This window comes from Methylocystis bryophila (assembly GCF_027925445.1).
GTDB lineage: Bacteria > Pseudomonadota > Alphaproteobacteria > Rhizobiales > Beijerinckiaceae > Methylocystis > Methylocystis bryophila.
Genome location: NZ_AP027149.1, coordinates 813,352 through 833,397, shown reverse-complemented (window position 1 = coordinate 833,397; position 20,046 = coordinate 813,352). Strand labels below are relative to the sequence as shown.

At 58.4% G+C, this 20,046-nt stretch carries 14 protein-coding genes; 7 read left to right on the top strand and 7 right to left on the bottom strand.

What is annotated here, in order from left to right:
* The first annotated feature begins 136 nt into the window (after window positions 1–136).
* Together QMG80_RS03840 and QMG80_RS03835 are read left to right on the top strand one after the other, a co-directional pair.
* Window positions 137–1,591 (top strand): NAD-dependent succinate-semialdehyde dehydrogenase, encoded by a 1,455-nt coding sequence (locus QMG80_RS03840; RefSeq protein WP_085771613.1) that lies wholly within the window; start codon window positions 137–139, stop codon window positions 1,589–1,591.
* A gap of 1,095 nt (window positions 1,592–2,686) precedes the next feature.
* Complete coding sequence (locus QMG80_RS03835) at window positions 2,687–3,613, top strand: glycosyltransferase family 2 protein (protein WP_085771610.1); 927 nt, start codon at window positions 2,687–2,689, stop codon at window positions 3,611–3,613.
* 100 nt (window positions 3,614–3,713) lie between these two features.
* On the opposite strand, the gene QMG80_RS03830 is transcribed toward QMG80_RS03835, so the two are convergent.
* A complete protein-coding gene (locus QMG80_RS03830) occupies window positions 3,714–4,379 on the bottom strand; it encodes a class I SAM-dependent methyltransferase (RefSeq protein WP_085771609.1) in 666 nt (221 codons plus the stop codon).
* 586 nt (window positions 4,380–4,965) lie between these two features.
* On the opposite strand from QMG80_RS03830, the gene QMG80_RS03825 reads away from it, so the two are divergent.
* Window positions 4,966–5,649 carry a hypothetical protein gene (locus QMG80_RS03825; protein WP_158658710.1) on the top strand — a complete coding sequence of 228 codons (684 nt, stop codon included), beginning with the start codon at window positions 4,966–4,968 and terminating at the stop codon, window positions 5,647–5,649.
* 161 nt (window positions 5,650–5,810) lie between these two features.
* Here QMG80_RS03825 and QMG80_RS03820 read toward each other — a convergent pair whose 3' ends face one another.
* The 4 genes from QMG80_RS03820 to QMG80_RS03805 form a co-directional block, all read right to left on the bottom strand.
* Complete coding sequence (locus QMG80_RS03820) at window positions 5,811–6,539, bottom strand: hypothetical protein (RefSeq protein ID WP_158658709.1); 729 nt, start codon at window positions 6,537–6,539, stop codon at window positions 5,811–5,813.
* A gap of 356 nt (window positions 6,540–6,895) precedes the next feature.
* Window positions 6,896–8,590: a thiamine pyrophosphate-binding protein gene (locus QMG80_RS03815; RefSeq protein WP_281926165.1), complete on the bottom strand. Its 1,695-nt coding sequence runs from the start codon at window positions 8,588–8,590 to the stop codon at window positions 6,896–6,898.
* Between the two features lie 191 nt (window positions 8,591–8,781).
* Window positions 8,782–9,966: a WecB/TagA/CpsF family glycosyltransferase gene (locus QMG80_RS03810; RefSeq protein ID WP_158658708.1), complete on the bottom strand. Its 1,185-nt coding sequence runs from the start codon at window positions 9,964–9,966 to the stop codon at window positions 8,782–8,784.
* Between the two features lie 264 nt (window positions 9,967–10,230).
* Window positions 10,231–10,920: a polysaccharide deacetylase family protein gene (locus QMG80_RS03805; RefSeq protein WP_085771605.1), complete on the bottom strand. Its 690-nt coding sequence runs from the start codon at window positions 10,918–10,920 to the stop codon at window positions 10,231–10,233.
* Between the two features lie 185 nt (window positions 10,921–11,105).
* Between QMG80_RS03805 and QMG80_RS03800 the strand changes: the two genes are divergently transcribed.
* The 4 genes from QMG80_RS03800 to QMG80_RS03785 all read left to right on the top strand — a co-directional run bounded on the left by QMG80_RS03800 (window position 11,106) and on the right by QMG80_RS03785 (window position 15,712).
* The gene (locus QMG80_RS03800; RefSeq protein WP_199769075.1) at window positions 11,106–11,351 is read left to right on the top strand and encodes a phosphopantetheine-binding protein; all 246 of its coding nucleotides are present in this window, start codon (window positions 11,106–11,108) and stop codon (window positions 11,349–11,351) included.
* A gap of 141 nt (window positions 11,352–11,492) precedes the next feature.
* Window positions 11,493–13,403, top strand: a complete 1,911-nt coding sequence (locus tag QMG80_RS03795) for a long-chain-acyl-CoA synthetase (protein ID WP_085771603.1) — start codon at window positions 11,493–11,495, stop codon at window positions 13,401–13,403.
* Between the two features lie 75 nt (window positions 13,404–13,478).
* Window positions 13,479–13,856 carry a hypothetical protein gene (locus QMG80_RS03790; protein WP_085771602.1) on the top strand — a complete coding sequence of 126 codons (378 nt, stop codon included), beginning with the start codon at window positions 13,479–13,481 and terminating at the stop codon, window positions 13,854–13,856.
* An 824-nt stretch (window positions 13,857–14,680) separates the two neighbouring features.
* Window positions 14,681–15,712, top strand: coding sequence for an exopolysaccharide biosynthesis polyprenyl glycosylphosphotransferase (locus tag QMG80_RS03785; RefSeq protein ID WP_085771600.1), 1,032 nt, complete (start codon window positions 14,681–14,683; stop codon window positions 15,710–15,712).
* A gap of 146 nt (window positions 15,713–15,858) precedes the next feature.
* On the opposite strand, the gene QMG80_RS03780 is transcribed toward QMG80_RS03785, so the two are convergent.
* Window positions 15,859–16,932, bottom strand: a complete 1,074-nt coding sequence (locus tag QMG80_RS03780) for a glycosyltransferase family 2 protein (protein ID WP_281926164.1) — start codon at window positions 16,930–16,932, stop codon at window positions 15,859–15,861.
* A gap of 482 nt (window positions 16,933–17,414) precedes the next feature.
* The gene (locus QMG80_RS03775) at window positions 17,415–19,430 is read right to left on the bottom strand and encodes a hypothetical protein (protein ID WP_085771597.1); all 2,016 of its coding nucleotides are present in this window, start codon (window positions 19,428–19,430) and stop codon (window positions 17,415–17,417) included.
* Between the last annotated feature and the right edge of the window lie 616 nt (window positions 19,431–20,046).

The following is a 20,046-nucleotide window of genomic DNA, read 5'->3' as shown; positions in this document are numbered from 1 at the left end:
AGAGCGAGCGGCTTCCTGGCCTTGTCAATGACGGCGAATTCGAAGAAAGTCGCGCGCCAAAACGGGGCCTCTCCGGCAAAGCCCGGATGAGGGCGGATGAGGCGTCTCGCCAGCGAGCCGAAAGGAAGAAACAGCCATGGACGTGCGCTCGTCTGTCGTCACACGACGCGATGCTCTCATTGATGGCCATTGGGTCCAAGCCGACAGCGGCGCGCGCTTTCCGGTGCTGGATCCCGCGACCGGCGCGACGCTCGAGGAAGCGCCCGACATGGGCGCGGCCGAGACGCGCCGCGCGATCGAGGCGGCCGCACGCGCCTTTTCCTCATGGCGCGCGACGCCGGCGAAGCAGCGGGCGGCGATCATGCGCCGCTGGTTCGAGCTCATCCTGGCTGAGCAGGAGAGCCTCGCGCAGATCCTCACCGCCGAACAAGGCAAGCCGCTCGCTGAGGCGCGCGGCGAGATCGCCTATGGCGCCACTTACATCGACTGGTTCGCCGAAGAAGGCCGACGCGTCTATGGCGACGTCCTGCCCCCCACGGCGAACGACAGGCGACAGCTCGTCTTCAAGCAGCCGATCGGCGTCGTCGCAGCGATCACGCCCTGGAACTTCCCCTCGGCGATGTTCGCGCGCAAGGTCGGCGCGGCGCTCGGCGCCGGCTGCACGATGGTGCTGAAGCCCGCGGAACAGACGCCTTTTTCGGCGCTGGCGCTCGCCGATCTCGCGATGCGCGCGGGCGTTCCGGCTGGCGTCGTCAACGTCGTGACGGCCCGGGACCCCGCCCCTGTCGGCGAGGAGCTCACGGGAAACCCGCTCGTGCGTAAGCTGTCCTTCACCGGCTCGACGGAAGTGGGCAAGATCCTTCTGCGCCAGGCCGCCGAGAATGTGCAGAAATGCTCCATGGAGCTCGGCGGCAATGCGCCGCTGATCGTCTTCGCCGACGCCGATCTCGATCTCGCGGTGAAGGGGGCGATCGCCGTCAAATACCGCAATTGCGGGCAGACCTGCATCTCGGCCAATCGCCTGCTCGTGCATGAGAGCGTGATCAGCGAGTTTGCCGCGAGGCTCGCCGCCCGCGCCTCGGAGCTCAAGGTCGGCGACGGTCGCGATGAGGGCGTGGCGCTAGGTCCGCTGATCGAGGAGGCGGCGGTCGAAAAATGCGAGCGGCAGGTCGCCGATGCGCTGGCTCGCGGCGCGAAGCTTTTGCTCGGGGGCGCCCGCCATAAGCTCGGCGGAAGCTTTTTCGAGCCGACCGTGCTCGAAGGCGTGACTGCGGACGCACTGATCTTCAACGAGGAGACTTTTGGTCCCGTCGCGCCGATTGTTGCATTCACAGATGAGGCGGAAGCGCTGCGCCTCGCCAATGCGACGCCTTATGGGCTTGCCGCCTATTTCTATAGCCGCGATCTTTCGCGCATCTTCCGCATCGCCGAGGCCCTCGATTTCGGCATGATCGGCGTCAATGAAACGCTGATGTCCTCGGAAGCTGCGCCGTTCGGTGGCATGAAACAATCCGGGCTCGGCCGCGAGGGCTCGCGCTATGGCGTCGACGATTATCTCGAGCTCAAATATGTTTGCCTCGGCGGAATGTGACGGCGGACGCGCATGCGCGGACGGCAGATCGAGGCTCGCCAAGCGCAGATCGGTTTAGTCCGGTTCGCCAATCCCTTTTCCGCCGGCAAAAAACCGGGTCGGTTCCGCCATCATTTGATCTGGGAAGATGCAAGCCTCGTCGCGAGGCTTTTCCCTGCGGACTCGCGAAGCGAGAAATGAAATGAGGGCGCCGCCCAAATAGCCAAACTGCAAGACCAACGAGCATCCGAACGATGAGACCGCGGCTGACCAAAAACTGTGCCCGCCTATAGCCATCGCCACGCAGATGATGGGCAACATGATAACAATCGCGGGCACAAGGACGAGGACTTTGAAGCGAAGACCCAGTCCCGCCCCTAAGAAAAAACAAACGATCGCGCAAGCTAGAAACATTGCCTTCCCTTTTGTGGGAAAACCAGCATCGCAGGGTGCGAAAGAGATAATTGAGACAAAGATCGCCGGTATGAGCTGGGCTGACCGGCCCAATGCGGGGCGCTGTGTCGAGTCATCGCAAAGCCGTATCCGACCTCCCTGACCGTGAGCCACCTATATGACTTAAACTCAAATGGTATAGACATGATTGATTTGCCAATCCGTATAATTACTTAATGTACGTATATATTCTAGGATTATGGCAGAATTGTGGCAAACAGCTGTCCGTTTTTGGAGCGAAGCGCTGAAAGGGCGAGCAAGCGGGCCAAGGCGGCGGCGCCTTGCGAATTTTCTTCGCCGCGAAATTTCCTCAATCTCAGGGAGCGCCTCGAGGCTCTCCGCTAGAAAATCCCTACGCCTCATGTCGAGAGTCGGCTTTCTGTTCCAAACTATTCTCAAAGATCTTGGCAAAGACGCGCCAATCTGCTTCTCTGGCCTTGGTTGCCCTTCGCATCAAATCAGTCCTCGCAGCAATATGGGATAGGATCATGTCGCTCGACGAGGCATCACTGAGTCCCCGCGACCCAATCTCTCCCAACGCCAACGCCTCCATTCATGCAACTGCGGCGCAGGCCCATGGGAAGACAGACCTGTTCGCCATTGAGTGATTCAGGCGCGCCTCAGAAAATCCAACAGTGATCGCAAACAAAATGGGATCGGGCGATGAAAACTGATCTGCCAAAGCTTGTGTCGGTCGCGATACCCACCAAGGATAGGCCCAAGCTGCTCCATGATGCGATCGAGAGTGTCGAAGCGCAGCTTTTGCCTCCCGGACTGGATATTGAGATCGTCGTTATCGACAACAGCTCAGATGGTTCAGCCCGTGACGTCTGCGAGGCGCACGGCAATCTCGTGCGCTATGTTCACAGTCCGATTCCAGGCTTGTCGAACGCCCGAAATCGGGCGGTAAGCGAAAGTCGGGGAGAATTCATTGCCTTTCTTGACGATGACGAGGTCGCCGAACCGGTCTGGCTTTCCAAGCTGTGCGAAGCGCTGACAACGACCGGTTCGGACGCAGCCTTCGGGGCCGTTGAGCCGGAATTTGAAACCGAACACTTTGAATTGCAGGAATACGCCAGGCATTTCTATCGTAGGCGCGTGCATGCGACGACTGGCGAGGACATATCGAACCGATACTACCAGCTAGGCACAGGCAATTCATGCTTTGTCAAGGCACGATGCTTCAGTATTGAAAATCCGTTTCAGGACCGTTTCAACGCCAGCGGCGGTGAAGACATCATGCTGCTCAAAGATCTCGTGAATCGCGGCCATCGATTCGTATGGGCGCCTGAGGCCTGCGTTCGAGAGAGGACTCCCGCGACGCGCTGCAACTTTGCGTATCTCCTGAAGCGTAGATTTCGAAATGGTCAGATAAGATGTTGGGTGCTCATTGAAGGCACCTTGGCCGACAAGCTCCGCATCGTGTTTTTGATGGCGAGCGGCGGCGCTCAGATTCTGCTGGGCGCGATCGGAGCCGCCTATTGGTCGGTCGCGCGCTCCTCAAAGGCGAAAGAGCAGGTGATCACGATTGCGGCGGGCGCCGGCAAACTGCTTTGGATCCTTAGACCCAAAGAGAAGAGCTACGTCTAAGGCGCGAGTCCTTGTCGCTCAAACAATTCCGTTCGAGCGGGAAAGGGAAACGCGCCAAGCCTCGGTGGGAGCATCAAGGAAGCCTGACAGCCAGACGCCGTCAGACCGGGCTCCAAACGATGGGGCCTTGTCTGTGGCCGATGGGCATGATCTGAGCGCACATTATATATTGCTTCGCCAAACGATCGCGGAGGCGACCAAAGGTCAATCGATCGAGCAGGCGGGATTTTGGCCCGCTAAATCCGGCTTCCAATCCGTGACTGACTTTGAGCCCCGCTTCATTGAGAAGGGCGACCGCGCTGTCGCGATAAAAGAAGGTAAGGTGCGTGCGATCCAGAATGCCCGCGTCGGCATAGTCAAAACGACCCTGAAAAAACAATGGGATCGAGACGGAAGCGTGTGCAATGTTCGGCAGGGACACGATGACGGTAACATCTCGGCTAAATTTACCAAGCATTCTTCGCAGCACTTCCTTCGGATTTGCAAGGTGCTCCAAAACATCGAGAAACAATACAAGATCCGGCGCTTCGAATGACGGCATTGTCGAGTTCAAATCAACGATATGAACCTCGTCGAGCTTTTTCTCCAGCTCCGGTCGCAGCTCGGGATTGACCTCAATTCCTGTCAGCCTCGCGTCGGGATATTTCGTTTTGAGCCAAAGGCTCGTGGCGCCAGCTCCGCAACCCACGTCCAGGATGCGCGACGCCGTTTGGGGTAAGAGAGGGGCGATCTCGCTCCGGGTGAATTCAAAATAGCCGCTCGACACTGTGTTGCCCTCCTTCTCCCACCTGACTCAGCGGTTGGCGCCGCAATTTCGAGGCCTTGCCGGAGCCGTTCCCTCGCAGCACGAACCGACCCAATGGCGGCAGGGTAGGGCGCGACTTTTGCCTGCCCTCGAATCGAGACTTGCGGAAAATATAGCATATCACAGGCTGTCGTCGGCGATCGCCAAAACCCGCGGCGCAGATTGCCCTTTTTCAGCGACGACCCAACGAAGAGGTCTTCGCAGGGGAGTCGAGGCCCATCGCGAGTCCCGCCTTAAAGAACCAACAAAGAAGACGGCCAATCCTTTAATCAAATGGAATAAATCATTGTAAGGCGCTACTTAGCCCCCGCAACCATACTTATTACATTTGCCGCGTATTTATACCTATGACGGTGCTATCTTGACATCTCATCATGCGGGTGATTAGAAATTGCCTACGATAAGCGTCAAGCTCGTGATCGATACTCGCCAAGCATGAGTGAGGCTTGGCTGAGCAACGTGACGCCAATCAATCCAGCGCCATGAAATTCTCGAGTTTATGTGAGTCGGGTGCGGATTGTATTGGGCTGCAGTCTGGGGGATGGCGATGAGCTCTCATCAGTTGTCTATGGAAAAAGGCGTCTCGCAAGCCTCGAACGAGGCTAAAGTTAATGCATATCGAGACGTCATCAAGACGATTTGTAATTTGCATTGGAGCAACCTTTCCCAGGAAGGACTGACGAGCATTGCTTGGGTCTATTACTTTTTCTCGATCCAATTCTGCGAGACAGTCGGCCTTGCGCGCATCTTGTACCCGAATGACAAAAACCTTGAGGAATTGGATCGAGGCGAGCGAGATACGGATAACCTCTCACCCTATCCCGGGGTCGTCGAAACCAATGAACGAGTCGATCACTGCGAGTTCATGCGCAGAACCCTCGAGCTCACGCCAATTGAACAGACTGAGCGGCTTCGGCTCGAATCCATCGGCAAAGCCTATCTCATTCTGAGCCGCTCCATGGACCCGGCCACACGGGCAGTCAGCCTCCCCACCTACGAAGACGGGGGGCTCGAGCAAGTGTTTCGCAGCATTCTCAAGGCGCAGCATTGGGACACCCCCTTGCTCAAAGCATTCAAGCATTTTCTGGACGGGCACATTACTTTGGACAGCGATCCAGAGCTGGGCCACGGCAGCCTGTGTCGGTTCCTCAGCCCAACTGCGGAGGTTTTCGATCTCTGGACGGCCTTCGGACAAATGCTGGTCGAGGCGGCCCCGGAATTGAAAAACTGACCGGGCGTCGCTCTGGAGCGCGACGCGAACAAGTGGAAACCGGTTTTCCGCACAGCTCGCGCTCTAAACTTTCTGACGCGACCACGTCTTCTGCGTTCAGGCGATCCTGCCGCGACGCAGCGTGATCTAGGCGGGTCTCAAACCGGCGCGGGTCGACGGGCTCATAGGCCGAACAGGACAGCTTCGGTGAAGGCGAGATCGCCGATCGCCGGCTCATGAGGGCCCTTGAAATAATTCGGACGGCAGTCGGCAAAATACAGGCCCGGCAGACCGCGCAAGGGAGCGCGCGCGTCCACCAGAACCAAAAACACGCCGCGCATGATCAAAGCCCGTCCCAAAGGACCGGAGAAACGAGGAAAATCAGCGACGTCTCGGCAGTAACAAAGCTGGTGGTTGGGGACGAAACCTCTCAGGCGCTGGCGCCGGACGAAGACGAATGGATGCCCCAGGCCAGCCTCCATCGCGATGAGCGCCACACAGCCGTAATCGACATGCGCCGCGATGAGCTCGTATTCCGCAGCGCTCAGGATGTTTTTATAGTCCCGGCGAGGATCGAATGTCTCCACGCTCACCCGGGGAGCGGCTCCGCCGAGCGCGGGAAGGGACACGAACATTCCGTCGCTGTAGCGCCGGAACCCTTGCGCCTCTATGGTCCGCCAGGTGTGAAGAGCTGGGGAAACGTTCACATAGGTGACCGTCTTGTGCCGAACCGCCGCAGCAATGAGCAGTGACGCATAGCCACGATACTCCGGATCGACATACCAGCTGGAAAGATTACATATCGTGTAGCTTCCCTCTTCTCCTTGGCGAACGGAGAAAATCAGAAGGATCACACCTATTAGACCGGCGCCGCCCTCCAACAAATATCCATATTTCGGATAGGGAGCCACGCTTTCGCGCTCGGATAATCTTTTCAAACCGCGAGACCAGTGCTCCCTGGTCGTTCGTGGAAAGCCATGCGTTAGCAACTCAACAATGGCGGCAATATCCTCGTCCCGAATTTGACGGCATCGAACGGTTGAGATCCCTTCGTTTGTCATCAGTATTCACATATTTCTAACGCAAATGTGGTCGATGTTAATCAACGCCGCGTCAGCGAAATTATAATTCTATGTTCAGGCGGTCGTCAAGGTCGTGGTTCTGTCCTTCTCCTGTTGTCCCCTCTGCGCCGGCCGGCGCCTGTCACAGAAAAGCGCTTGAGCGCGAACAGAAAGTGGAATGCTGGATCCCAGCCCTTGCCGAGAGCTCACTCCACCGCGGCGGATTGAAGCCGCGACAACGCTGCTCTGCGAATGTCCGAGAGCGTCGCCGTCGGCGTGATGCGGTCAGGATCAATTTTAAGGTGAAGGATCGACGGCAGCCCGGACTCGCGCGCCTGAGCGAAAGCGCTCGGGAAATCATCGGTGCGCTCGATCAAGGCTCCCCATCCGCCGAAGGCGCGCGCATAGGACGCAAAATCGGGATTGAGCAAGTCCGTGCCGATCACGCGACCGGGAAAATTCGCCTCCTGATGCATTCTGATCGTGCCATAGCTGGCATTGTCGCAAATGATGAAAACGATCGGCAGGCGATATTGCGCCGCCGTCGCGAACTCTTGCCCGTTCATGAGAAAATCGCCGTCGCCGGCGAGCGAGACAATCAGTCTCTCCGGATGAAGACGCTGCAGGGCGATCGCCGCGGGAACGCCATAGCCCATCGTCGCCGAGGTGGGCGCAATATGTGTGGCGAAGCGGCGGAAGCGATAGTAGCGATGGAGCCAGGAGGCGTAATTTCCGGCGCCATTGCAAATAACAGCCTCTGCCGGGATGTTCTCGCGCAACCAGATTATGACGCGCGCGAGGTCGACGTCGCCCGACGGCGCAAACGACGACGAAAACCGGAGATACTCCTCGTGTGCGCGGGCGGTTTCGTCCCGCCAAGGCCGCGACGTCGGCGGCGTCAACTCGCGCAAAGCCCTTGCGAAGGCCCGCGGCGAGGAATGAATGGCGAGCGTCGGCGCGTAGACTCGCCCGAATTCCTCCGGCTGCGGAAAGACATGCACGAAGGCGGTCTGAGGCGTGGGAATATCAAATAAGCGATAGCCCTGGGACGGGATCTCTCCGAGCCGACCTCCCAAGACGATGACGAGGTCGCTGTTCCTTAGCCGCTCGACGAGGCTAGGATTGGCGTTGAGACCGAGATCCCCAACGTAGCAGCGATGCAAGGCGTCGAACAAAGGCGCGCGCCTGTAGCTCGTCGCGACAGGCAGATCGAAAGCCTCCGCGAACTCCCGAACCTGCGCGCGAGAGCCCTCGTCCCACCGCGTCCCTCCCAGAACCAGCGCTGGCCTGACGGATTGCTCGATCAGGGCCGCCAATCTCGCCATGTCCTCGGAAGCCGGAGCCGTTTCGATTTCCAAGTAGCGGGGGGTGAAGCTCGCGGCGACCTCTTCTTCGAGCATGTCGCATGGAAGGGAGAGCACCACTGGCCCCGGCCGTCCCGAACAGGCGACCTGAAATGCGTGAGAAAGATATTCGGGAATTCTGCGGGAGTCGTCGATTTCCGCTGTCCATTTGGTGTGACCGCCGAACATCGCGCGATAATCCACTTCCTGAAATGCCTCTCGATCCTTCACCGAGCGTTTGACCTGTCCTATGAAAAGAATAAGCGGATCGGAATCGTGCCGGGCGACATGGACGCCCGCAAAGGCGTTGGCCGCGCCCGGCCCGCGCGTGACGAAACACACTCCCGGGCGTCCCGTCGCCTTGGCGTAGGCCTCAGCGGCCATTGAGGCGCCGCCCTCATTGCGAAAGATCGTGGTCGCAAGCGAACGCTCGTAAAGCGCGTCGAGGACCGAGAGAAAGCTTTCTCCCGGGACGCAAAAGACATGGTCGACGCCATGGATCATCAATTGATCCACGAGCGCGCGGGCTGCCGTGCTGCGCATTGGGGTCCCGAGCATTACGCTTCTCCACTTGAAACCGGCCGTCAGCGAAGGAAAAACGGCGCGGGGCGATCTGCGACGTCCACGAACCGACCGGCGCCGCCCTCAAGGAGCCATCGGCCGATGGCTCCTCGGCAAACGCCGAAGCAATAATCGCGGTGAAGTTGACGATCTGTCCACCCCTGCCAAAAGCTTGGTCTACAGACGCGTCACCCGGCGGCGCCTTTTTCGTTGGCGCCGCTGCTTTTGTCGATCGGCGCTAGTAAAAAATCTGCGCCGTTTAGTCGAATGATTCGCTCTAGCTTGGAAGAAACGCCGGTCAAGATCATTTCGGAACCATTCAACCCGACCATCTTTCTGACAACGAGCAACGCCCCCAAGAAACGCGCATCCATAGTCGAAATATCAGCCAGATTAATCACAATATACTTACTATTCGACAATGATTTCCTGAACGCTTCGATGATCTCTTCTATGTTTTTGCTCGTTGCTGCCCCGCAAATATTTATCCGGCTGCAGCCATCTTGTATTTCTAGATTCACAACCAGCGACGCGCCTGAGTCCTTCATCGTTAATTTTTTGTATATAAGTAACGGTGCAACCCTGATACAAAGCAAATATAGCAACACTCCACCGTCACGACAATAACGCCGCCAAAGATATGGCTCTTCCTTTATGCGCCACAGCCACTCTAGTCCGAGCTCTCTCATGATTGCCGGCGCCCGCTTCACGGAACCCGCTTCAAAATTGAGAGCAGCCCCTAAATGTGAGCGAATGGGAACGCGTATTTTCTCCGCGTTACGCTTCAACCAAAGCTGCCCTTTAATGCTGCCAAGGCAAACCACGAGAAAATCCGCTTTGGACGAATTGATCGCGTCAATGATGAGATCATCGCCGAGTTCTTCTACAGAACGATAGCCCGGAAAATGCCATCCAACACACACAACGCCGTTTTGCTCCGCGTTCAACGCATCTGACGCCGCCTCGGCGACGCCCTCATTGCCGCCGAACAGAAAGAGCTTCAAGGGCCGACCCGGTCCGCGCGAGCCTCTGAGGGCGACGAGAATATCCGATCCGGCGACTCTCTCCTTAATCGGAACGCCGAGGACCCGCGCCAACCAAACAATCGGCATTCCATCGGCGGGAGAAAGATCGCTGAGCAGCATCGCGTCTCGAAACTCGAGATCAGAATAAAAATTTACTAAGAAATTAAGATTAGGCGTTGACAAAAACAGGTCTGAACTCTTGGCCGCGGCTCGGTATATCCGAGACAACACGCCTTGCATGTCGATTACGTCAATCGGCATTCCAAGAATGCAATAGACTTCTCGCGAAAGATCATCGATTTCGCCCTCGTCGATACATGAGTTCGAGTAAACACTCTCGTCTAGCACGCGTGGGCTCCCTTCACAAAACTGCGGTCCGGCATGACTTCATTCATTTAAGCTGGTTAAGAGTGTTCGCCATCCTGGTCAGCTGCCCCGCAGTACAGCGGATACAAACTGTGCAATTGGATTAAGTTCGTCAACCTTTTTCCGCACATCAGGCGGGACCTGTTGCGGCTGGCGACGATCCTGCGCCCGCGGCGCTTTCCATCCCGCTTTTAGAATTGCTCTTAATTTGCGACAGTTATGTTAGGTCCGCTCCCAAAAGCGCGTTCAGCGCCAGGCCTTCAACATTGCCTTCATCGTCACCGACGCCCGATGGCTCAAGGCGCCCGAGCGCAGCAGCATTTTGTCGAAATCGAAGCGCTCGCTGCATCTGAGCGTCCAGCGGCGACGCAGCCAGGCGCCCGGCGGCGAAACCCCGGGGTCGGAGCAGAAGACCGACAGAAACCCGGCGTCGCGCAAGGCGGCCAGCACCCTGCGATTATAGGCTCCGAAGGGCAGCGCGGCGATTGGGATCTCCTGGTCGAGCGTTTCCTCGAGCTTCAGTCGAGCCTCCACAATTTCGCGATGCAGGCCGGGACCCTTCACCGACGTCCACCTGACGTGGTCCATCCCATGGCTGCCCACGACGAACCCCTGCTTCACGAGTTCCCGAACGTCGTCAGCGTCAAGGTAATTTGGCTGCCCCATACGACCGGCGCAAACAAAGAAGGCGCCCGGAACGCCGTACTGACGCAGCAACGGCGCGGCGACCAGCAGGTCGCTGCGGTTGCCGTCGTCGAATGTCGCCAGAACGGTAATACCAGTCCGCGAGGTGAACGCCTTGGCCAGAGACAGGCATTCCACGAATCTGTCGACGGACAACCAGTACCGGAGCTCGTCGGCGGAAGCCCGCGGCGGACCCGTGCCAATGCCGTGCAGACTCAGCACGAGTTCGAGAGGAGGCGCAGCCTTGTCCATTGCCAGAAATTTCCATGTCGCTTTGCAAAAGCCCACGCCGCTCCTGGGCTGCCGCCCAGCTGCCCACGGTCGGAGGACGCCCCGACCGCGCCCGGCTTTCTTTTACCTGTGTGTCTCAAGTTGACTTCTATATAAGAATAATTAAGCTGGACAGCAACGGGTATGCGGACCGGGGAGTCGACGCAGTGTCTACACGATTGACAATTGCCTCTCTTTTCAAGCAAGTCGCCGCTGAACAGGGCAAGCCGCTTCTGCCGCTCGATGACGATCTGAGCCTCCTAGAGTCGGGTCTCGATTCCTTGTGCTTTGCGATAATCGTCGCTCGCCTCGAGGATGAACTTGGCGTTGATCCATTCACTGCCTCTGATGAAGTCTATTTTCCCGTTACATTTGGAGATTTTGTAAGGCTTTATGAACCGCTCCCGGCGTGAGGCCGGTTCCCCGCGGAAGATAGTCTTGATCTCCTCACGCCCAAACGCCACCGTGAGCTTGGCTTAGTCTAACGCAAATAGCGCGTTGCTGGCGCAGCCCGCAGGCGGCGCTCTTTGCCTGAACGCCGGGGCGGGTCAGCCATGAGCGCCTTGTCCAAGCCGCCAAGGATCAGTAGTCTGCCGCGCGGCAACGTCCGCACGCTTTTCACCAGAAAGCGGGAGCCAGTCGGGAAGCAGGCTGTGGCCGAGAACGCCGTCACCTCCAGGCCGAGCAAGAGCTTGCTGAGCCCTGCCAGCGTCAATCGTGATTGGCTGCGCGCCCTCCAAAGCGTCGCCCAGGTCGACAAGGACCCAAACGGGACTCTTTCCAGGCATTTCGACGCCGTCGCCGACGCTCGTCCACACGCGCCGGCATTGATCTCCGATCAGGAGTCTTACACTTTCGGCCAGCTCGCGGAGCGATCGAATCGTTACGCCCGCTGGGCGATCGACAACGACCTGCGCAAGGGCGACGTCGTAGCGCTGATGATGGAGAATCGCGCCGAATATGTCGCGATCTGGCTGGGGCTTAATCGTGCTGGCGTCGTCGTCGCCCTTCTCTCCACGAGTCTCACGGGTCGAGCTCTCGAACAGTGTCTTCGGGTCAGCCGTTCTCGCATGGTGATCGCCCAGGCGAGCTTGCACCCCGTTTGCGTCGAGGCGGCGCCGGAAGGCGGCGAGCTGCCGGTTCTGTCCTACGGCGCGGGCAGCGCTTGTCGACGGCTAGACGCCGAACTGAATCCGTATTCTGGAGCGGCGCTCGGCGCGAGCGAACGCCGGGAGATCTCCTTTAACGATCACGCCCTCTACATTTTCACCTCTGGCACCACGGGCTTGCCGAAAGCGGCGATCGTTTCCCACCGTCGCCTGCTGAATTGGGCGCTCTGGTTTCGCGGCTGCATCGACGCGAAAAGCGACGACCGGATGTATAACTGCCTGCCGATGTTCCACTCGGTTGGCGGGATCATCGCGATCTGGCCGGTTCTGCTGGCGGGGGGCTCCGTCGTGATCCGCAAGCGCTATTCAAGCAGCGCTTTCTGGCGAGAGGTCGTAGAATTCGATTGCTCTCTGTTTCAATATATTGGAGAACTCTGTCGCCTTCTCACACTGGCGCCGCAAGACTCTTTCGTAGAGCAAAACCGGTTGCGCCTATGCGTTGGCAATGGCCTGCGCCCTGATGTTTGGAGGCGTTTCCAGGAGCGATTCAACATCCCCAAGATTTTTGAATTCTATGCTTCGACGGAAGGGAATTTTTCTCTCTACAATTTTGAGAGCGAACCGGGTTCGATCGGGCGCATTCCATCCTTTCTTTCCTCGAGCCATCGCGTCGCGATCGTTGAATTTGACTTCGAGCGGGAGGAACCGCTGCGCCTTCCCACAGGGCGCTGCCAACTCTGCGCCGTCGGAACGACCGGCGAGGCGATCGCGAAGATCGAACGCGCGGCGGACGGCGCGAGCAACTTCGAGGGCTATCTCGATCCCGAGGCGTCGGAGCGTCGGATCCTGCGAAACGTCTTCGCGGAGGGCGACTCCTGGATGCGCAGCGGCGATTTGATGCGTAAGGACGCTCGAGGCTTTTTCTATTTTGTCGATCGGATCGGCGACACCTTCCGTTGGAAAGGCGAGAATGTGTCGACCCAGGAAGTCGCTGAGGTCCTTTTGGGATGCCCTAACGTCAACGACGTCATCGTTTATGGCGTCGAGGCGCCCAGCTATGAGGGACGAGCCGGCATGGCGGCCTTGGCGGTTGGCCGAGACTTCGACCTTTCCGTCTTGCGCGCGATCATGGACGAGCAATTGCCGGGATACGCCAGGCCGCTTTTCCTCCGCCTCACAGACCGGCTCGACTTCACCGAGACATTCAAGCTCAAGAAGCGGTCGCTCATGGAGCAGGGATTTGATCCCAGCAAGATTGACGACCCGCTTTATTTCGTTTCTCCTGGCGAGGCCGCTTGCGCGCCTATTGGAAAAGAACTCTATGCAAAGATTGTCGACGGTCGCGTAAGGCTCTGATCGGGCTTCCTCGGGCCCGTGACGTGAGCCAGTTCGCCGAAGGCGCGAGCGCCGACCCCGCACGGGAGCTTGGAATTGAAACTCAACCTTTCCGCTTCAGCCATCGCCGGTTTCTCTCTGGCGTTTTTCGTAGTTGCCACGCCCTGCGCCAGCGCCGGATCCTCGGCATCCGATCTCGACCTTGTCTGCACCGGCAACAGTTATGCGAAAGCGAATGATCCGTTTCCAACAACCGAGACGCTATCCTTCAAGCGAGAAGGGAAGAATCCCGCCGCGATCGAATTGCCTGAATCGAAGAAGCAGACGAATACTCGCACAATTTCAAGCAACCCCATACAACTGAAATTTACAGTCGACAGCTGGATCGGAGAATATTTCAACTTCACCGGCGATTTGTTTCTCATCCATAAGGACGGACGCTTCAAGAAATTCGCCTGCAAGCCCAAAGCATGATTTTCAGCGGCGATGCCCTAATGGGAGGTTCGGATGCAGCCTCCGTCGTCATCGAGAGAGGGGCACGCCGTTCGATCGGCGGCCGAATGCGCGGTTGATCACGGACGCGGTCGTCCGCTCGGACTCAGGCTGAAGACGCCAAAGCGGCCATTGCCCTTTCGGCCCCCCGCGAGAGAATCCTCTCATCGAGGAAAGCATCCCCATGAGGGAATGTACGCAAAACCAGAAAACCCTTTCGAATAAGAAAAGCCGCATAGGTTCAATCGCTTAGTTCGCTCGAGCAACAGGCCGGTCAGCATGACCGTTTCTTGCAAATATGGTTAAAAAAGGCTATTAGGACGCGCTCTCGATCCCAGTCGATGGAGATTCTCTGATATGGGTCGCACAGTGTATTCTTCCCGTTCATTCAAAGATCCCAACGAGGCGAATATACCGCGACCGACGAGCTGCGCGGAGCGCCCCGCTGAGTCGACTCCGCTGCGCTCAAAGCGCCGTATTTCTATGCAGGATTATGCGTTTGCGTTGATGCTCGCCGATTTGGCGACCATCGTCGGCAGCTGGGTCCTGCTTCAATATTTGTTCCTTCCGAAGTCCTCCGTCAGCTGGGCAAGTCCGAGCCTGATTATAGTAAGCATCTCCTATCTTCTGGCGTCCATCGCATTCAAAAACTATAGCACTTCCACAATTCTCGATCGGCGTGGCGCGATGCGAAGCCCAATTTCGGCTCTTGGGGCCGCTTTTGGCCTCTTTCTCATCCCCGCCGAAACGACCAACATCGCCTACTCGCGTCCGCATTTTTTTTTGGGGCGCTCGTCAGCTCTCTCATTATCGTCACCGTTCGTCTCGCCATGCAGGCTCACGTGCGCCATTCGGTAAAAAACGGCGCGTTCGTCAATAAAAGCCTTTCTGTGGGGATGTTTTGCGAACCCTTGCATGGGCAGGAACTCGCGCACGAAACCCAAGGCCAGACCCATGTCGTGCGCAGGCTGCGGCTCGACGATCTCAATGAACTCATGACCCTTTCCGGCGAGGTCTCCTTCGCTGAAATTGATCAGGTGCATATATTGACGCCATGGCAGCACGCGCCTCTCGTCATGAATAATGTCAATTTGCTGAGACATCTCTCCGCAGAAGTGATCGTATTGGCGTTTGACCCCCAAGTCGGGCAAAACCTGGCGAGTCGCCAAGAATTCGGACGAAGCCTTCAAAGCAGTCGCATATCGATCTGCGCCGTTGAGCCGCCCATTAGCGGCTGGAATCTTTGGCTTAAGCGAAAAGAAGACATAGCGATCGCGGCCGTGGTGCTGACGCTGCTCTTACCGCTGCTGCTGGCCGTCGCTCTTATGATCAAGTATGACAGCGAAGGCCCGGTCTTTTTCCGGCAACGGCGCGTCGGACTCAACGGGTCAATTTTCGAAATATTGAAATTTCGCACGATGTACATGCATCAAACCGATCCCGACGCAACCCGTCAGACCGGCAAGGGCGATCCACGGGTGACCCGTATCGGCCGTTTTCTTCGGCGCACGAGCTTGGACGAGCTGCCACAATTCATCAATGTGCTGCAAGGAACGATGTCGATCGTGGGACCACGCCCGCACGCCCTGCAGACCAAGACCGAGGGCAAGAGTCTCGAGGAGCTCGTCGAGCATTACGCCGCTCGACATCGCGTAAAGCCCGGGATCACCGGCTTGGCGCAAGTGCACGGTCTCCGCGGCGAGCTCGACAAGGTCGAGAAATTACGCCGCCGGGTCGATTATGACATCGAATATATTGATAAGTGGTCGATCTGGCTGGATCTCAAGATCATCCTGAAAACGCTACCGCTTGTCTTCTATGACAAATCCGCCTATTGACGCGATTCTGCATATTGCTAAACGCGCCGCGCTTCCTTCGCGCGAGCCTCGTCTCTAAAGCGTCCGTTCGACTTTAGGCGGAACGAGTTCCTTTTCGATCCGGTGAGTCCAAGCGATCGGGACGCGCTCCAGATCCAGCCGCGCCCCTATGGGGATGGGGGAGCCTGAGTGGAGGGAAAGGATCCGGGGACATGGTGTCGGGCGACCAGCCAGTCGGGACGACCGGTCTCGCCTTGCAGTCCCGCCAGCAAGCCGCGAACGGCCGGGCCGAAGCCTCCCCGTGGCAACAGACGAATCGCATGCAGACAACCCATCAGCGTGGTCCACATCAGCCAGCGATGATGGTGAGCTCGCACGAATAGGAGGCGGTTGCGAAACTCCAGATAGGTTGAAAGGGGGGAGGCCACGGAGCCGGTAGAGCGGCTGCTGCCGATGCTCGTGCCCCCGAGGTCTATGACAACGGAACTATGAGCATGCCCGATTCGATAGCCGGCCCGTCGGGCGCGAGCTCCCCAATCGAGATCTTCAAAAAGGAGAAAATACTGCTCATCCAGCGGAACGAGCGCTTCGGCGCAAGGACGAGTCAGATAGCAGGAAGCCCCGGAAGCGGCGTCCAGCACCGCTTCGATCGCTTCGGGGTTTGGCTCGTCGGCGGCGAGACTGTTTCCGCCTACAGCTGATGTGCTCGCGAAGACACGCCGCCAGCGCAAACCTCTGCTCACGACGTGCGTGTCCGTGGGGGCCGCCATGATGCGGCTTCCCACAATGCCAAGGTCGCGGTTGGAGGCATGGACCGCCAGAGCGGTCAGAGCGTCTGGAGCAACCAAGGTATCAGGATTGAGGATCCAGCAGCCGCTCCAGCCGGAAAGCTTTGTAAGCGGCGACAGCCACGTATTGATCCCCCCTGCGTAACCGAGATTCTCCCGGGCCTCGCCCACGAGCACGAGGCTCCCGCTACGTCGAAGCCGCAAGCACGCGATACGATTGAAACAGGTCCCAAATGGAAACGATAGATCGTCTGCCGGCTGACACGGGCCGCCCGGGCGCAGCAACGCCGCGCAGAGATTGTCCCAAGCCGCCGCGCCCCCATTCTCGCATATGTGCACGCTGATATCGGTCTCCGTGTGCAGCGCGTCGAGCGTTTCCAGGCAGCCGGCAACATCGTCGGCCGTGCGATAGCTGACGATGATAACGGGTGTTGACGGCCACTCGCGGTTCATGACCAGGCTCCAGCTCCAGTTTCTGCACCCTTTGAGCAGGCATACGAAATAATCGCAATAAGCGCACCAACTTGCGCGCATTAACCCTACAAGATGTGATCGGCGGGCGCGAGATGGAAGAAGCCGTTGAACGGGACGGGTCTTTCAACACGCGTGAAGGCGCGCCCGAAGGCCACTATCTTGCGGAAGAGGCCTTCGACTTCAGTGCGGCTTCGCGAGTTCCATGTTGCGCTTGCCCGGGGTCCTTGCGATTTTCCTTTATCGGCGCGACCGACTTGAAACCGGCTGCTGTTATGAAATCGAAATTCCTTCTCTGGTCTCGCGCGCAAGAATGGAAGGCTGAACTCTAAGCTCCGCATCCGCGGCAATCAAGCCGGCGAGCCGCTTCTCATGCTCGCCGACTCTTGCGGCGTGACGGCGGTTCCGGACAGCTTCACCGCGTTTCGAAGCCGCGAATCTGTCCTCTCCGCCGTCACGACGTGTCACTGGATTTGGTATATTTTGACTTGATAATTGTCACCGTTCGCGGCGAACTTGTCAGTGAATTGCGCCGCGCTATTCAAGGTGAACGTCGAGCCGAGGCTCGTATTGGCGCTGTCATAGTGAGAATTGCTGTCGTAGACCACCTTCGCCGTCTTGCCCGCGAGACCCGTCAGCGTGAAGGTGAACGCCGCCGAGCCCCGGCGATCCGGCTGCGCGATGAGATAGGTTGCGCCACCGTAGCTCTTGACCAACGCCGACGCCGGAACCGTCGATGTTCCCGTCGTGATGGTGAGGATCCCGTTCGAGCAGGACGTGGTGTAATTGGCGTAGGCCATGCCCGTGTTCATCGTGCATCTGCCGACCGTCGGAGAATTGAGCACGGGCGCGAAGGATTTGAGGTTTGAGTTGATGTAAGTGACGTTCGCCTGCGCCGCGAGCGCGCCGGCGCTGCCGCCCTGTCCCATGCAGTAGGCAAAGCTGGCCGTTGTGTCCTCGCAGAAATATTCGATGCCGACCGCGCCGTTGATGATGCTCATCCAGACCTCGGCGTTGACGAGATTGGCGGGAGCACGCTGATAGATCGTCCACGACCCGTTCGTGCAGGTGTTGGTCGATGTGTTGCATGTAAAGCCGTTGCCGCTTCCACCAAAGCCGAGCGCGTCCGACCCAGAGTCCACGAATGCCCAGAAGGGCGCGCCAGCAGGACGCTGCGAGACCATCTGAGCGACCGACCACCCCTGGATCCAAAGCGAGTCGACGGGCGTTCCGGTGCCTGCGGCGTTAGAGGTGGTCCAGGGGTTGATGAGAGGATAGGAGTCCATCGATCCAATGGGCGTCGCTTTCATATAATCCTGATTGACTGTCCCAGGGCACCATCCGGAATTAAAGATGTAGTCCATGCTGTTCAGGAGAAATGGGCGCGTGGAATCGTAGCTCTTGTAAATCGCGACTTCGGTCGGGATGCCGCTCAACGGCCATCGCGTGCAGGAGCCGGTCTGCGGCTCGTCGGCCATGACATAGCCGATGATCGTCGATTTGAGCCCTGTTTTCGCGATGAGCGCCTGATAGGACGCGACCGAGTTCACATCCGTGTTGTTGGGGCTGAGGTTGCCGATGCAGCCGCCGATGCAGCTCGGGAGGTTCGTCGCCGAGTTGACCTGCGGAATGAGATAGACTCCCGCGGCGGCGATTTGGGCGAAGAAACCGGTGTTGTCCACACCGAAGCTCGACGGCCACCACAATCCGCCCGTATAGCCGTTTAGGTCCAAAAGCGTGTTCATCCCCGTGCCCTTCATGGCCGCCAGGAATGAAGAGTAGCCGGGGATCGTCGTGCGCAGGTCCTGCAGCCACAGAACAGTCGGGAAATAATTGGGGTCCTGCGGATAATTCGACCAGGTGGTCGCAGAGTAGGAACGCGGGGAACCAGAGCTCGACTGGAGGGAAGCCGAGCAGCTCGCCGTCGTGCCGCCGCCGGATCCAGCGCAGGTCCATGTCCAAGGGCCAGAGCCGGAGACGCTCGACGCCGTGCCCGCGCTACAAAGCCCTGTCGTCGGCGCGGAGGACAGGCTTTGGCCGTTGGCCGGGCCGCAGGCGCCGTTGATGGCGGGCGCGGCCACGGTGATGCCGAGTGTTCCTGACCCCGATCCCCATTTATTCGTGGCCGTTGCGATGAGATTATAGCTGCCGGAGGGAGGACTGGAGGCCCCGACGGTAACGACTCCCCAGCCTTTCGAGCCCACGGTGATGACGAAATACTGACTTCCCGCTCCAGAAAGCGACCAGGAAGTGGGCGAGACGGTCGCGGTGATCGTGCCCACCGACGAGCCCGGCGCAGGGTTTGCCGGTAGGCTGAAATACGCCGAGGTCACAACAGGGGGGGCGCCGGGAAAAGAGTTCCCGCTGGCAGCAAGCAGGGGATCGGAAACGAGCGCGAGCCCGAAGATCGCGAAAATGAAGGCGAACGCCGTCTTTTTCGCGTGGACCGAGACAAGTTCAATCAAGGAGGAATATATCATGCGCTTCTCCTTTTTGGGAATTGAGCGTTTCAGATGATGCTGAACTGTTGATAGCAAGCGAAGATTCGGGTCCTGCCCGCGTCGGGCGCGGCGCTTCGCAGCGCCCCTGCCAACTGCCGCTCACAGCGTATCGGCGACGCGCGCCGCGAGGATGATCGAGTTGAGCTTGGAGATGACTTGCTCGATCGGATCGCATGCTTTCCCTTCGTTGTTCCTCGCGCTCTCTCCTGGAAAGCGCTCCTCACGATATGAGGCTCCATGTAAATTCAACTGGAAGTTGAGTTGACATGCTTGGATAATGCTGTAGTTGTCCTTTTCGGCAGAGAGACGGTCAACGAGAGCTTGGCAGCGCTGTTACGGTATAGACCTTGGATTAACGCCAGGCTTAGCCATATTGTCTCTCATCGTCAGAGCGCGCACGGTGGGAGAACCGTCCCTCACCATGCGCAGTTACGACTCGTATAGTCCACGATGTGGGGCTGCCATCGGATCGTGTATCACGGTGCATCTCCCCGTCGAGGCCTCGGCTCTGCATGGACCTCCGCGGCGCTTTCCGTGCATCAGAACAGAGGGTCTGTCAACGAAAATGATACACCATGTATCTCCCCAAAGCCTC